Source organism: Polynucleobacter sp. AP-Nickl1-40-C4, assembly GCF_035012665.1.
In the GTDB taxonomy this organism is placed as follows: Bacteria; Pseudomonadota; Gammaproteobacteria; order Burkholderiales; family Burkholderiaceae; genus Polynucleobacter.
This window is the reverse complement of the sequence record NZ_JAYGQR010000010.1, coordinates 1-15235: the sequence shown is the minus strand read 5'-3', so window position 1 is coordinate 15235 and position 15235 is coordinate 1. Positions and strand designations below refer to the sequence as shown.

The following is a 15235-nucleotide window of genomic DNA, read 5'->3' as shown; positions in this document are numbered from 1 at the left end:
ACGAGACAAACATGAACGCACCAACAAATCCAAAAGAACTCGAATTACAAACCGTTGAGTTCAAGCTCGATGGCAAAACGATCGTTTCATACGAAGGCGAAACGATTCTCAAGGCTGCCAAGCGCCACGGTATTGATATTCCACATCTGTGCTTTAAAGATGGCTATCGTCCCGACGGTAACTGCCGTGCATGCGTAGTGGAGATCAATGGCGAGCGTACATTAGCGCCAAGTTGCTGCAGAACCGCGACTCCAGGAATGGAAGTTAAGGCCAATAGCGAGCGTGCTGTAAAGAGCCAGAAATTGGTGCTGGAGATGTTGTTGTCAGATATGCCTGATGAAGGTTTTAAGTGGGTTGGCGATAGCAAAGAAGAAGAGCAACAAAACCAGCATGGTGAGTTAAGTACTTGGGCTGCACGTATGGACGTCACTGTTCGCCCAGAACTCAAAGCGCTGCGTCGTGAGAAAGTTAGCAGTGATATTTCTCATCCAGCGATGGCTGTCAATTTGGATGCATGTATTCAATGTAATCGCTGTGTACGCGCTTGTCGTGAAGAGCAAGTAAATGATGTGATCGGCTACGCTATGCGTGGCAGTCATAGTGAGATCGTATTCGACCTAAATGATCCGATGGGCGACAGTACTTGCGTTGCCTGTGGCGAATGTGTGCAGGCTTGCCCAACTGGCGCATTGATGCCTAAGGGTTTGATTGGTTCCCAAACGGTGGATCGCAAGGTAGACTCCGTTTGCCCATTCTGTGGTGTTGGTTGCCAAATTACTTACAACGTCAAAGACGAAAAAATTGTTAGTGTTGAAGGTCGTGATGGCCCAGCAAACCACAATCGTTTATGCGTTAAAGGCCGTTTTGGTATGGATTACATCCATAACCCACAACGCCTCACCAAACCATTAATTCGTAAAGCGGGCGTTCCAAAGGATGAGTCCATCCTTGAAGGCAAGCAAGACTGGTCAGACATCTTCCGTGAAGCTAGCTGGGAAGAGGCTTTGGAGTTTGCTGCTGGAGGCCTTAAGAAATTAAAAGATCAACATGGCTTAAAAGTATTGGCGGGCTTTGGTTCTGCCAAAGGCAGTAATGAAGAGGCTTATCTCTTCCAAAAGTTGGTTCGTACCGGCTTTGGTAGCAATAACGTAGACCATTGCACACGTCTTTGCCATGCATCCTCTGTGGCAGCGCTTCTCGAAGGTGTTGGCTCTGGTGCGGTAAGTAATCAGGTTAATGATGTTGAGCATTCCAGCTTAATTTTCTTGATTGGTTCCAATCCAACTGCAAACCACCCAGTTGCTGCTACCTGGTTTAAGAATGCCGCTAAACGTGGCGCCAAAATTGTCTTGTGTGATCCACGTGCGACTGAAATCAGTAAGCATGCATGGCGCACGATGCAATTTAAGCCAGACACTGATGTAGCGATGCTCAATGCCATGATCTATACGATTATTGAAGAAGGCTTGGTTGATAAGGACTTTATTCAAAATCGCTCGAATAACTTTGAAGCCTTAAAAGAAAACATCAAAGGTTATAGCCCTGAAGCAATGGCGCCAATCTGTGGTATCCCAGCAGAAACCTTGCGTGAAGTGGCGAGAGAGTTTGCTACCACCAAATCAGCCATGATTTTATGGGGCATGGGCGTAAGTCAACACGTGCACGGTACAGACAATGCACGTTGCTTAATTGCTCTTGTAAGTATTACTGGCCAAATCGGTAAGCCTGGATCGGGCTTGCATCCATTGCGTGGTCAAAATAACGTGCAGGGCGCTAGTGATGCTGGTTTGATTCCGATGATGTTCCCGAACTATCAGCGTGTTGATAATCCAGAAGCGCATGCTTGGTTTGAGAAGTTCTGGGGTACGCCATTAGATAAAAAACCTGGCTATACCGTGGTGGAGATCATGCATAAGATCACTGCACCTGATTCTGATCCAGACAAGATTCGCGGCATGTTTGTCGAAGGTGAAAACCCTGCGATGAGTGATCCGGATTTAAATCATGCGCGTCATGCATTAGCGGCTCTTGAACACTTAGTTGTACAAGACATCTTCATGACAGAGACAGCATTGCTTGCCGATGTTGTCTTGCCTGCAAGTGCTTGGCCTGAGAAGGTTGGCACCGCTAGCAATACTGACCGTATGGTTCAGATGGGTAAGAAAGCCATTAATCCTCCGGGTGATGCAAAACCTGACTTGTGGATTATTCAGCAAATCGCTAAAGGCATGGGTTTGAACTGGAATTACCAAGGTCCTGATGCCGGTGTTGCTGAGGTTTATGACGAAATGCGTCAGGCAATGCACGGCGCGATCAACGGCATAACCTGGGAGCGCTTAGAAAAAGAATCTAGCGTTACTTATCCATGCTTGTCTGCCGAAGATCCAGGTCGCCCAATTGTCTTTAATGACAAGTTTGATACCAAAGATGGGCGAGTGAAGTTAGTGCCAGCCGATATCATTCCTGCGAATGAGCGTCCTGATACTGAATATCCATTTGTATTGATTACTGGTCGTCAGTTAGAGCATTGGCATACCGGCAGTATGACGCGTCGTGCCACTGTGCTCGATGCGATTGAGCCTATGGCTACCGTGTCGATGAATGGCGAGGATATGACCCAGTTAGGCGTTACGGCGGGTGATGTGATTACCGTTCAATCTCGTCGTGGTGATGTAGGTATTCACGTGAGAAGAGACGACGGCACACCAAGAGGGGTGATCTTTATTCCTTTTGCCTACTATGAGGCTGCCGCTAACTTGATCACCAATTCTGCGCTAGATCCATTTGGCAAGATTCCAGAGTTTAAGTATTGCGCTGTGAAGCTGGCTAAAGGCGGAGAAGCAGCCAAGATCATGGGGTACGGTACAAATGCCCCAGGTGGATCTAAGGAAATGTCCAACGTTTAAATTAGGATTTGGCAATTCACAAAATGGCTCCCAAATGGGAGCTTTTTTGTTTAAAGACCTTGTTTTCAGGATGCCTAATTTTGTAGTAAAAAGTCTTTATGGGGGTATCTGATGAGTAGATTAATCAAAATTAATCATGATTTATATGAGGCAGCAAAGAGAGAGGCAAGGCTTGAGCGCCATACTATTCAAGCTCAAATTGAATTTTGGGTAAAAGTAGGTCGAGCAGCAATTGATAATCCCGATTTACCTGCATCCTTCATTGCTGACTCATTAGCCTCCCTGTCAGAGCCTAAGCCAGTAAAGCAAGCACAATTTCGGCTAGATGAATTGCTTGCGAATTGGAATCCGGAAATGAAGCGCTCAAATGAAGATAATGAATGGCTGGAGGCAAAACCTGTTGGCAAGGAGATTTGGTAGGGCCTTACATAGTTACCTGCTTGATTTTCATAGATCCCCCCTGGCTATTGGATTGATAAAGGTTGATTTAAGGGCACATCAGAACAAGTTTCCCCTTTGCCCTTTAGAATGATCTCTCTATGGCAAGTTCTAAACCCTCCCAAAACACCACCGTAAACGCCGAGCTTCCTGTCCTGATTATTGGGGCTGGATTAGCGGGGCTGACTGTCGCCTTGCACATGGCCGAATCCCAGCCGGTGATTTTGATGGCCAAACGAGGTTTAGGTGAGGCTGCTACAGCTTGGGCCCAAGGCGGTATTGTTGGGGTAGTCGACAAAGAGCATGACAGTATCGATTCGCACGTAGCTGACACCTTAGATGCCGGTGCAGGGCTTGTGGTTGAATCCACAGCACGCTATATCGCCGAAGAAAGCGCTGATGCGATACGTTGGTTGGTAGAGCAAGGTGTCCCATTCACAACTGATGAAGCTGGCCCAATGGGTTTGCATTTAACCCGCGAAGGTGGTCATAGTCATCGTCGTATTGCTCATGCTGCTGATGCCACGGGTAAGGCAATTCATGAAGTGCTGTTAGATAAAGCTAAATCCCATAAAAATATTCAGATCTTGGAGCATTGGATCGCACTTGATCTCATCACCAATCGTCAGCTCGATGCCAAGACCCAGCGCACTAAGCCTAATCGTTGTTACGGTGTATATGCACTTGATATTAAAAATAATCGCGTAGAAACAATCGAAGCCAAGTCAGTGGTTTTAGCTACTGGCGGCGTAGGCAAGGTTTATCGCTACACCAGCAACCCCGATACCGCTACAGGCGATGGCATTGCTATGGCTTGGCGCGCAGGTTGCCGAGTAGGCAATATGGAATTTATTCAATTTCATCCGACATGTCTGTATCACCCAAGTGACCGTACATTCCTGATTACCGAAGCCATGCGCGGTGAGGGTGGTCTGCTCAAACTGCCTGATGGCACACGCTTCATGCCTGACCACGATGATCGCCACGAATTAGCGCCGCGCGATATCGTTGCCCGTGCTATTGACTTTGAAATGAAAAAGCACGGCTTAGACTATGTCCATCTCGATGCCACACATTTAGGCGAAGCATTTATAAAAGAGCATTTTCCGATGATTTATGCGCGCTGCTTAAGTCTTGGTCTAGATATCACCAAAGAACCGATTCCAGTTGTCCCTGCTGCGCACTACACCTGTGGTGGTGTAGTGACTGATCTCAAGGGGCGTACTGATTTGCCAGGACTCTATGCAGTAGGTGAGGCAACTTACACCGGCTTACACGGGGCGAATCGCTTGGCAAGCAACTCATTGTTGGAGTGCGTCGTCATTGGCAAGGCTGCTGCAGAAGATATCTCCAATCTGAAGACCCCAGTGATGCCGGCTCTCCCATTGTGGGACGAGAGCCAAGTTGAGGATGCGGATGAGCAAGTGGTCATTGCCCACAACTGGGATGAGCTACGTTCTTTGATGTGGAATTACGTAGGTATTGTCAGAACCAATCGACGCTTGGAGCGAGCCCTACATCGAATTAAGCTTCTCCGTTATGAGGTGCAGGAGTATTACGCTAACTTTAAGGTTACGCGCGATCTCATTGAGCTCAGAAATCTATTGGAATGCGCAGAGCTGATCGTACGCTCGGCATTAATGCGTAGGGAAAGTCGTGGTCTCCATTACAGCCGTGACTACCCCGGTACTTGGGCTGTCTCTTACCCAACCATCCTGACTCCTCAAGCAGAGGGTGCTGAGACGGATTCTGCCTCCTAGGCCTTCAAAGCTATAAAGCCCCGTTTTTTGGTGATAAGCTAGCCCCATATCACGAGGAATGACATGGCCAGTTTTAAAGAAGAAGTCAGCGAACATATCTCTGCGGTTTATCAAACGGCAGTTGATGAGATCAAAAATTGGGTTAGTGCTTTAAGAGAGGTCTGGCCACTTGTTTTCTTATTAATTCTTGCTCTAGCTATTCTGATTTGGTTTGCAAAGCCTGCGCCACCCAATAAAGTATTAATGGCAACCGGTACCGGTGGCTCCTACAAAGTATTGGGCGAAAAATACAAGACCTATTTTGAGAAAAAAGGCATTGAACTTGAATTGGTAGAGACCCATGGGTCCAAAGAAAACCTTCAACATCTCATTGATCGCAAAGATCCAATCCAAGCAGCCCTGGTTCAGGGTGGAATGATTGCTGTAGACAATCTCTCTGGTGTGGAATCCCTCGGTAGTGTTGACTATGAACCATTTTGGATGTTTTATCGTAAGAATGCTTTCAACGAAAGCATTCACGTATCCGATAGGGATATTGCCAAACTCAAAATCAATATTGGCCCGGTGGGGAGTGGAACACGTACGCAGGCTCTCGGAATATTTAAACTCAATGGCTTAAATGGTGATGCCCCTAATTTACTGAGTCTTGGGAATGCCGAAGGCGTTAGTGCTTTGGAGCGCGGTGAAATTGATGCCGTGATTTTGGTAGATGGTTTTGATTCACCAAACGTGCAAAGACTCATTAAAAATCCAGGCATTAAGTTAGCTTCATTTACGCGTGCAGACGCCTATACCCGTTTATTGCCGTATTTCGAGGAGGTATCAGTGCCTATGGGCGGCTTTGATCTCGGGAAAAATATCCCGGATCATCCAATTGAGCTGATTTCGACTACGACCAATCTCTTAATTGATAACCGCCTACACCCGGCGATCCAAGTTTTATTTCTAGAGGCTGCGCGAGAAATCAACGGTAACAAATCCTATTTTGCTAAAACCGGGGAATTCCCTGCTTACATGAACACTGAGGCCCCTTTAAGTGAGGAGGCTAAATTTTTCTATGAAAAGGGTACCCCTACCTTAATGAAGTATTTGCCATTCTGGCTTGCGGAGTTCTTAGAGCGCATGTTCTTCCTCTTGCTCCCGTTTGCTGCGTTTGCTTATCCCGTTATTAAATCAATTCCTACTTACAGAACCAATCTTGCTAAGAAGCAAATTAACTCAATCTATAAAGAGCTCGATAAATTCGAGAAAACTACGATTGAAAGCTTTGACCCAGATCGTCGTGGTGAATATATTGAGGTACTTAATGAGATGGAGCGCAGAATACTCAGATCAAAAGCAGCAAAGCTAGCCACTGCTGAATGCTATAGCCTGCGAAGCAATATTGAATTTATTCGTAATGCCCTGGAGAAGCAGATCATTTACAAGGGTAGGGAAGGGTAATTTAGTGCGCTTGCTCGTAAGCGTAGTTAATGTATTAAATCCCAGGACGCCCTGACCCATTGGGTTCCAGGGTTGCGTCTTGGGCTCTAGCTATATCGTCCAATGCTCTTGCTATAAATTCAACATCTCCATTTGATTCCTCAATGCATGCTTGAAGATAGAGGGCCATCTCCTGGGGTGTGCGCAAATGTTCTGCCACATCATAGGGGCTTGTAGTTTTGTTTTTCATCTTCCCTCTTGCGTTGTAGATACCAGGCTTCTCACATGACGCTCATAGCTTGTGTGATTTAACTCTATAGATTTGCACGGAATTCTTCTATAAAAGCCGGCTACTTGCAACCCTAATTCATTGTCGGATACAATGTTATAGCACTGAGTGCTATACATTAAAATATCGACTATGAAAATAGTCTTAAAAACAAAAACATTCGATCGTTGGGCAAGAAAAATTATTGGAGCTATAGAACTTTGTAATGCTGCTAGAGAGATTGAGCGAGGAGTTTATGAGGCTGACTTAGGTGGTGGGGTATGTAAAAAGAGAATCCCACTTCCAGGTCAGGGCAAAAGTGGGGGCATTCGCACTATTGTTGCCAAGAAAAATAAGGAAGCAATTATTTTTATCGTTGGCAGGGAAAAGAGTTATCCCGGCTCTGACTTTAGCAATGTGGAGCAAGAGGCGGCAACGATTATTGCTAAGTCATTCGAAAAGGCAGATAGAAATAGATTGCGGGTACTAGTTAGGGCTGGGATATTGAAGGAGCTAAATTGCAATGAGTAAAAAATTAAAATCTGAAGATAGAAGGGTGCTTGACGAGTTATTGGAAATGGCGCAGGCATTGGAGGAGCACGGTCTTTTAACTAAGCATGATTATGCAAAAATGAAGACCCTTTGCTTAGAAAAGCCACCTTTATTTACGCCTAAAAAAGTGACGGATATACGCATTCATCAAGCAAGAATGAGTCAATCCATTTTTGCCTCACTACTAAATGTAAGTGTCTCTACAGTTCAAAAATGGGAGTCGACAGGTTCTGGAAAGCACCCTAGTGGTGCCGCTGCCAAGCTACTTCAGCTAATTGAAACTAAGGGCATTCAAGTGCTATTGGTATAACCAAATTGCTACAAAATGCGCATCGAGAAATCAACCGCATTCACATCCTTGGTTAACTTTCCAAGAGAGATGCGGTCAACACCAGTGCTTGCAATGGCGCGCATTTGGTCTAGATTGATGCCGCCAGAGGCTTCCAGCAAAGCACGTCCAGCGGTAATGGCAACAGCTTGCTTCATTTGATCGGTGTTGAAGTTATCAATCAAAATACTTTTCGCACCCGTAGCTAAAGCCTCTTCAAGTTCGGCAAAGTTTTCTACTTCAATCTGAATATCCACTCCAGCATTAAGTGCTTGAGCATTCATTAAGGCTGCCGTAACACTGCCAGCAGCAGTAATATGATTCTCTTTAATCAAAATGCCGTGCCACAGTGCTAAACGTTGATTTTTCCCGCCACCAACGAGCACTGCATACTTCTGAGCCTGACGTAATCCAGGAATAGTCTTGCGTGTATCTAGTACAGCACAACCTTTAGGGTTAGGGCTAGCGCCTGCAATTGCATCCACGTGTTGTCGTGTAATGCTTGCTGTCCAAGAAAGTGTTTGTAAGAAATTAATACAAGTACGTTCAGCAGAGAGTAGGGCTTGTGAGTCAGCCTCAATAGCGCAAACCTTGGTATCAGGCTTCATCATGTCGCCCTCTAGGTAATGCCAGGTAACTTTTGCATTGGGATCGAGCCTCTTGAGTGCTCCCTCAAACCAGTCAACCCCACATAGAACGGCCTCTTGACGAACGATTAACTGCGCATGAACAGGTTTACTAGGAACGAGTTTGGCTGTCCAATCACCAGTGCCAATATCTTCCATGAGGGCATCATGAATATTGCGTTGGCGAGCTTGCTCTAAAGTTTCGTTATATTCAAACATAATTAAGCGGCACCAATATTTTTTACAAAGCCATGCTGCGCTTTTGCTAAGAGGTCGGGATGGTTTTTGGTGAAATCAAGCATGCGCTCTATACAGCCCAATGCTTGAACGCGAATAGGCTCTTCAATGAAGATTTCACCAGAAGCATTTTCTAGGCAATTCAAAATTCCTTGTAAGCCATTCATGGCCATCCATGGGCAGTGTGCACAACTCTTGCAGGTTGCACTATTACCAGCAGTTGGCGCTTCAATCAGTTTCTTATTGGGGGCTAGCTGGCGCATGCGATGCAAGATGCCGTTATCAGTAGCAACAATGTACTCAGTAGCCGTGCCTTCCACTACCGCCTTAATCATGGCTGAGGTAGAGCCCACAACGTCTGCAAGGTCAACGACTGATTGCGGAGATTCTGGATGAACCAAGATCATGGCGTTAGGGTGAGCGGCCTTCAAAAGTTCAAGCTCCACAGCTTTAAATTCATCATGAACAATGCAAGCACCATTCCATAACAACATATCTGCGCCAGTTTGCTCTTGAATGTAGCGACCCAAATGACGATCGGGTGCCCACAAGATTTTTTTACCTTCAACTTTGAGTTGATGCACGATCGCTAATGCACAAGAGCTGGTCACCATCCAATCGGCTTGGGCTTTTACTGCCGCTGAGGTATTTGCATAGACCACGACAACACGATCAGGATGTGCGGCTCTAAATGCAGCAAAGTCCGCAGCATCGCAACCAAGATCAAGCGAGCAGGTTGCATCAAGATCAGGCATGAAAACACGTTTCTCAGGACTCAGAATTTTTGCAGTCTCACCCATGAAACGCACACCAGCGATGATTAAATTCTTGGCAGCGTGATTTTTGCCAAAGCGGGCCATCTCTAAAGAGTCGGCTACAAAACCACCAGTCTCAAATGCTAAATCTTGAATATCGCCATCGACATAGTAGTGAGCGATTAAGGCTGCATCTTTTTCAATCAAGAGTTGCTTGATGCGTGCAATCACAGCAGCCTTTTCAGAGCCATGAAGCTGCGGTGGAGTCTTGGCCCAAGCCTTGGCAGTACAAGTAACCCCAGCAGCATCTTGCTGAGGGTAATCAAAGGCAATTGGGGCGCTGACGGTTAAATTCATACTAAATTTTAACCTTTATTAAGAAATCAGATCAAAATCGACGTGCCTCTGTTTCATAGGCTAAACGGTTTATTCAAGATTCGAGGAATATTAAAAGAGCTTGTTTATGAAGCTCAAATTCCGGTGATGATGCTGGAGGATTGGCTAAAGCATACAGAGCTTATTTTCCCGCAAAGTAGCTAGTCACCCCATATTTGAACTCAAAATAAAAGGCGGTATATAGTGCACTTATACTGAGAATAGTGAGAATACTGAGTAAATTACCAATAAATAACGAGGTTTTATGCAAAACGATGTTTTCAAAAAGCTAGCACTCTTTTTTTGTGGGGTCATAAAAGCGTCACTGACGAGCATAATTTTGATACTTTGTCTCTTATTTGTTGGCCAGTCTTGCGCAATAGCCGCAGAATCTGTAGCTTATAAAAATTGGATAGTTGATATTACTAACAATACTACTGAGGCTCATACTGCTAATGACTCGGGCTCTTCTTTTGGCCTTTTTTGTAGTAGAGATTCTTGCTTATTTTATGTGCACCAAAATTTTGATTGTAAGCCTGGGGAAAAATATTCTGCTTTAGTCAATAGTGGTGCTGTTAGTGGACCTATCTCTGTGGAGTGCGCAAAAATCAACGGTACTGTTTTTCAGATACTCGTACCCTTTAACCTAGTATTGGAAGCCAGTAAAAATGCAGAAGTAATTGGGTTTGCATTTCCTTTATCCAATGGCGCCTTTACAGTAGCGCGGTTTAGTTTGGCTGGTAGTGCTGAGGCAATGAAACGCACTCTAATAGAGGCAGCTAAGGCACATCAACCTGCTGCTCCAGCACCCAGCGAGCCCCCAATCAGCCCACCTGGTAGCAAGGGATTAAAAGATATTGTGATCTAATCGCCTCGCGGAGAATGGGTATTTAGTATTTTGACTATGGAAATTTTGCTCATCCTACTTGCGATTGCTGCTTTAAGCTATTTCAGCTACCTATTGCGCAAGTGGATTGTCGAAAAGGCGCCGTTTAATCAAGATATTCCGAGCGCTGCTTTCGAGATCAAAATCCCTACTAATCTAGTTCGTCAGGGGATTTTAGGTGCCACTGTAGCCCCCCGATTTTGCTTTGTCTCCGAACGATTTTTGTACTTCATGGATCTAGATAGAGACGCAATTCTCTCCCATTCAAAAGCCTTCTTGGATTTAATCCCTCAACCAGACCAAACTCGCTTTTTAGCTCAACTACAAGCCTGCGTCAAAGCGCGTAAAGATATCTACTGGGAGGGTATGGCGTATTGTCGTGGTGAATTAAGACATATTTCTTTTGAGGCCACGATTAAGCCACCCGCAATAGGCTCTCTTTTTTATCAGGGAGTTCTCACGGATTTAAGTCCCTTAAAAAATGCACTAGCCGACAACCTCGTGCTTGAACAAGAAACCGTAAAAATTTTACGAGAGCTGCCGATTCCCCATATGTGGATCAGTCTGGACCGAGACGGTAAAACTTTATTCGTGAATGCTAAATTCACGGAGATTTTTGGATATCAGATTGGCGATCTACCGACTATTTCTGATTGGTTTAGATTGGTTTACCCAAATACTGCTTATCGTGACCAAGTGCTGGCTTGGTGGAATGAGGTTTTGCCCAAGACGGTAGGGAATAATCAGGATCTTCCCCCCAGAGAATCCATGATCAAGGCAAAATCTGGCCAGATTTTAGATGTGATGATTAGCGCTACTGTTGTGCAGGGTTCTTTATGTCTATCTTTTCTAGATTTGACACAGAGAAAATTGACTGAAGGCCTTGCATTAAGCCTTACAGAAAATATCCCGATGGGCACCTATGCAATGGAGGTAACTGCTAGTAATAGCATGCGGTTTACTTTCTTAAGTAAGCGTTTCTTAAAGATGTTTGATATGGTGAAGGAGGCTGCATTAGCCGACCCCAATATCACCTTTAGCCGCCTTCATCCTGAGGAGTATGAACATTTCATTAGTCTTTATTTGGAATGTATCCGGGAAAAGCGCCCATTTAATTGGCAAGGCCGCATGCTCATTCAAGGACGGACTTATTGGTTTGAATTTGAAGCAATACCGAGAATGCTATCGAGTGGCTTGACTCTTTGGGAAGGGGTAGTTGCTGACCTGACTAGCAAAAAAGAGATTGAAAAGCAGAATATTGAACAGGCCATTGAGATTCATGCGGCCCAGCAAGAGCTAGAGAGACTAAAAGAGGTTGAAGACCTCAATGCCTCCTTGAAGAAAACGATCAGGGAGAAAAATAGACTTTTGAAATCGATGACGACCGCTTTTAAAGCCAACAGCATGGGAAATATGATGCGCTCTATTGCCCATGAAATCAATAATCCACTTGGGGCAATCAGTCTGACTGCTGAGCTCTTACAAATAGAACTTGCCAGTATGAAAGCCCTTAACCTAGAAGATCAATTGGAGCGCTGTAATGAGTTAACTCAGTCCATCTTGGCGGATAGTCAAAGGGCGGGTGGGGTAGTTGCGCGGCTACGCAAACTCTTTGTTTATGGTGAGGAGGCCTTTGAGGAATTTGATCTTTCTGTAACCATTAATGATGTTTGTAAATTACTCAATAAAGAGCTCATTGAGCATGAGGTTGCTCTTGAGGCAATCATTCCGCCAGGATGCAAAATCAAAGGAGATAATGGACAAATTCAGATGGTGGTGCTAAACGCTATTAATAATGCGATAGAGGCTTTACAGCAGCTTAGCGAAAATCGCAAAATGATGATTAACTTGATTCACAAGGATCAAGAGGTCGTGATTGAGTTTAAGGACAATGGACCGGGCTTTCCAGAGGAGTTCCTGAAAAAAGGCCCTAGCTTATATCAAACGACTAAGAAGGATGGCATGGGTGTAGGGCTCTGGTTGAGCAAGACCATTTTAGAGAACCATGGCGGGAAATTGGAAATTCGCAATCAAAAAGAGGGGGGCGCTAAAACTACGCTCCATTTACCATTGTTACCCGTCCCAACAAATTTAGAACTCTTTAATACCCAGCAGTAATCTGAAGTACGCAAGCCCTATTTTCATTAAATGAAATAGTAGAATGAGCGTATGCAAACAAATTGCCATATTTACATTGTTGATGACGATGACTCTATGAGGGTCTCCCTCGAGAGGGCCTTTGCAAGGACCGGCCATGAAATTCATGCTTTTGAGTCAGCGCAGCTTTTTTTGAACCATTCTCCGCTGACTTCTCCCGCTGTTTTAGTGCTGGATATGAGCATGCCAGGAATGACTGGCTTACAGCTGCAGCAAGAATTAATGATTAAGCGTGAAAGTATCCCCATTATCTTTATTAGCGGGGATAGTGAAAAGGTCGACATCATTCAGGGTTTGAAAAATGGCGCAAGTGACTTCCTTCTCAAGCCTTTTCCACTCAATCAATTGCTTGTAGCTGTAGAGGCTGCCCTAAATTTAGAACTTGAAAAAGAAAAAACCCGCGGTTCTCAACGGGCTTCATTAGAGGCCTATGCCCGCTTGACCTACAGAGAGAAAGAGGTTTTTGCGCTGCTAGTCCAGGGAAAAATGAGTAAAGAAGTTGCCGAGGAGCTGGCTATTACTCCTGCCACGGTCAAGATCTTCAAGGCCAATGTCATGAAAAAAATGGAAGTTGATAGCATTGCAGACTTAGTACAGATTGCTATTGCGAATAAGCTTTAAGCAAGCTACAGCTTAAATAAACTGAACTTAAGCCTAGAAGTTATAAGCTGCACTAAACCATCCCAAGGGCTTAGTAGTAGTGCTATCCACATTGACTGCTTGTCCGCTAGAGTTATACAGTGGGTTTTTACCTATAGCCCAAGCAACCATACCAAGTAAGGCCCAGCCCCCAGAGTTCCATTTCAGACTTAAGCCAGTACCACTGAGTGAGTAGGTGTTATTAGCGTTTGTTAAACCTTTTAGAGCTGTATAGGCAGCGCTAGTGCGATATTGCTGCACAAGACCATAGTCGTAAAAGGCTGAAATCGTGTAGTTGTCCCACAATTTATGATTGATATCGAGGCTAGCTACACCACCCTGTGCGCCGCCACTTTGCGCAACTGGATACGCTCGGACAGCCTGCGGGCCACCTAGATAGAACAACTCAGAGGACACTAGGTTGGAAGATGCAAATTGACCATTCACAACCAGAGTCGCCGCATTCAACCCATCTTCAGTTAATTGTTGACTACGACTTAGCGTGAAGTTCAACTTGTTGTAACTGTTTGGGATGTAGACCCCATAATTTGAGGGGCTCGTCGGGGAAATAGCTACGTTACCACTCTCTGCAACCAAGTATGCCGATGAAGATCCGCCACCCGCAAAGCTATCGGCATGATTGGCAGATAAGCCAAAAGTCGCCGAGTTAGTACTGTAGGCACTGCTGACTGTGTTACCGGTGATATTGTAGTTGGTGTAGTAGCTCAGAAAGTAGCCTGCATTCAGGCTGACATTGGTTTGCTCTGAGCGTATTAGGGGGTATGTCACGTTCGGGCTTGCCGTCCAAGCAGTGCCATAACTTCCGTTGGGGTATTTATAGTTGCTCACATTGGTGTAATTCAGGTAGGTGGCATTGACCCCAGCCTTAAATCCGTCATAACCGATTGGCGCCAAATAAGTGACCTGACCAAACTGAGAGCCTACAGAGCTAATAACGCTAAGGCCTGCTTGATCGCCAATGCCAAGCGGGTCAGAGATCTGTAATCCTGCTACAGCTTGATTTGCCCCAGTCAAGCGGCTGCCATAGTTATTGATTTCTAGGCGCTCAGAATGCAGGTTGTCATCGGCTAGTTCCATTTTAACGCTAACTTCCCCATCGTTATCACCGGGTTCTAGACTGCTACGCACTACTATGCCAGGGGTCTCCTTTAGCAAAATTAAGGAGCGCTGTAATTTATCGTTATCGAGTAACTCGCCAATTGGGTTGTTGTAAGTGATGTATTTTTTTGCCTCTTCAGGCGAAAAGCGGGCAGAACCATCGGGTTGGTTAACAACGACACTTCCCAGTTTTGCTTCTGTAATCAGAATGCGTACTTTGCCTTGACTGATTTTCTGGGGGGGTAATAAAGCCTGAGCATTCAGTCCGTTTTTCTGATAGAGCTCCATGATGGCATCACAAGCATTCTGTAGCTCATCAAAATCAACGGATTGATCTAACCATGGCTTGAGAACTTCTTGAACTTTTTCCTCTGGAATCGCCTTAACCCCCTCTAAGATAAATTGACGAACAGTAAAGCGAGGCCCTTTATCTTTGACTGTTTCAGATGGCTTGGCATCGGGTACCGAAACTTTCGGAAGTTGTGAATTAGGCTCTGTCAGCTGGCGTTGGTAATTTCGTTGCAAGGCACCTGCGTCTACTTGCGCTTTTACTGGTAGAGCGGAGAGGAGTAGGGCCGCAAAGAGGGGAAATTTAATGACATGAGAAGTTTGTTTTTTCAAAATAACAAGCATTATTAAGACGTAGATTCAAACACGAAGTGCAACACGGTTTAAGGACTGCATAAATACTTCATTGGGGGTTTTAAATCCTAATCGTTTTCTAGGTCGGTTGTTTAAACGGTCTTGGATCATTCTAAGCTCCTTAT

Annotated in this window: 13 protein-coding genes and 1 pseudogene; 9 read left to right on the top strand and 5 right to left on the bottom strand. The window is 45.1% G+C overall.

Going from position 1 to position 15235, the window contains the following annotated elements; translation table 11 throughout:
- Positions 1-11 precede the first annotated feature (11 nt).
- From fdhF to VC182_RS10455, 4 genes are all read left to right on the top strand, one after another.
- Positions 12-2906: a formate dehydrogenase subunit alpha gene (gene fdhF / locus VC182_RS10470; protein ID WP_323485253.1), complete on the top strand. Its 2895-nt coding sequence runs from the start codon at positions 12-14 to the stop codon at positions 2904-2906.
- Between the two features lie 111 nt (positions 2907-3017).
- Complete coding sequence (locus VC182_RS10465) at positions 3018-3326, top strand: TA system antitoxin ParD family protein (RefSeq protein ID WP_215319983.1); 309 nt, start codon at positions 3018-3020, stop codon at positions 3324-3326.
- Between the two features lie 119 nt (positions 3327-3445).
- Positions 3446-5104 (top strand): L-aspartate oxidase, encoded by a 1659-nt coding sequence (gene nadB, locus VC182_RS10460; protein ID WP_323485252.1) that lies wholly within the window; start codon positions 3446-3448, stop codon positions 5102-5104.
- Between the two features lie 63 nt (positions 5105-5167).
- A complete protein-coding gene (locus VC182_RS10455; RefSeq protein WP_323485251.1) occupies positions 5168-6547 on the top strand; it encodes a TAXI family TRAP transporter solute-binding subunit in 1380 nt (459 codons plus the stop codon).
- A gap of 34 nt (positions 6548-6581) precedes the next feature.
- Here VC182_RS10455 and VC182_RS10450 read toward each other — a convergent pair whose 3' ends face one another.
- Entirely contained in the window at positions 6582-6776 is a 195-nt protein-coding gene (locus VC182_RS10450; protein ID WP_323485250.1) for a hypothetical protein, read from the bottom strand.
- A 171-nt stretch (positions 6777-6947) separates the two neighbouring features.
- Here VC182_RS10450 and VC182_RS10445 point away from each other — a divergent pair, with 171 nt between their 5' ends.
- Complete coding sequence (locus tag VC182_RS10445; protein WP_072583586.1) at positions 6948-7325, top strand: type II toxin-antitoxin system RelE/ParE family toxin; 378 nt, start codon at positions 6948-6950, stop codon at positions 7323-7325.
- Positions 7318-7656, top strand: a complete 339-nt coding sequence (locus VC182_RS10440; protein ID WP_076024163.1) for a helix-turn-helix domain-containing protein — start codon at positions 7318-7320, stop codon at positions 7654-7656. The genes VC182_RS10445 and VC182_RS10440 overlap by 8 nt, the downstream gene beginning before the upstream one ends.
- Before the next feature lie 8 nt (positions 7657-7664).
- Here VC182_RS10440 and nadC read toward each other — a convergent pair whose 3' ends face one another.
- Together nadC and nadA are read right to left on the bottom strand one after the other, a co-directional pair.
- Complete coding sequence (gene nadC, locus VC182_RS10435; protein ID WP_323485249.1) at positions 7665-8519, bottom strand: carboxylating nicotinate-nucleotide diphosphorylase; 855 nt, start codon at positions 8517-8519, stop codon at positions 7665-7667.
- Between the two features lie 2 nt (positions 8520-8521).
- Positions 8522-9649, bottom strand: a complete 1128-nt coding sequence (gene nadA, locus VC182_RS10430) for a quinolinate synthase NadA (RefSeq protein WP_323485248.1) — start codon at positions 9647-9649, stop codon at positions 8522-8524.
- Between the two features lie 529 nt (positions 9650-10178).
- Here nadA and VC182_RS10425 point away from each other — a divergent pair.
- From VC182_RS10425 to VC182_RS10415, 3 genes are read left to right on the top strand one after another with little or no spacing between them, the layout of a single operon-like run.
- Positions 10179-10535 carry a hypothetical protein gene (locus tag VC182_RS10425; RefSeq protein ID WP_323485247.1) on the top strand — a complete coding sequence of 119 codons (357 nt, stop codon included), beginning with the start codon at positions 10179-10181 and terminating at the stop codon, positions 10533-10535.
- A 36-nt stretch (positions 10536-10571) separates the two neighbouring features.
- Entirely contained in the window at positions 10572-12671 is a 2100-nt protein-coding gene (locus tag VC182_RS10420; RefSeq protein WP_323485246.1) for a PAS domain-containing sensor histidine kinase, read from the top strand.
- 51 nt (positions 12672-12722) lie between these two features.
- Positions 12723-13331 (top strand): response regulator transcription factor, encoded by a 609-nt coding sequence (locus VC182_RS10415; protein ID WP_323483983.1) that lies wholly within the window; start codon positions 12723-12725, stop codon positions 13329-13331.
- A 33-nt stretch (positions 13332-13364) separates the two neighbouring features.
- Here VC182_RS10415 and VC182_RS10410 read toward each other — a convergent pair whose 3' ends face one another.
- Both VC182_RS10410 and VC182_RS10405 read right to left on the bottom strand, forming a co-directional pair.
- Complete coding sequence (locus VC182_RS10410) at positions 13365-15089, bottom strand: ShlB/FhaC/HecB family hemolysin secretion/activation protein (RefSeq protein ID WP_323485245.1); 1725 nt, start codon at positions 15087-15089, stop codon at positions 13365-13367.
- Between the two features lie 27 nt (positions 15090-15116).
- Positions 15117-15235, bottom strand: a pseudogene (locus VC182_RS10405) (IS30 family transposase); the annotation flags it as partial.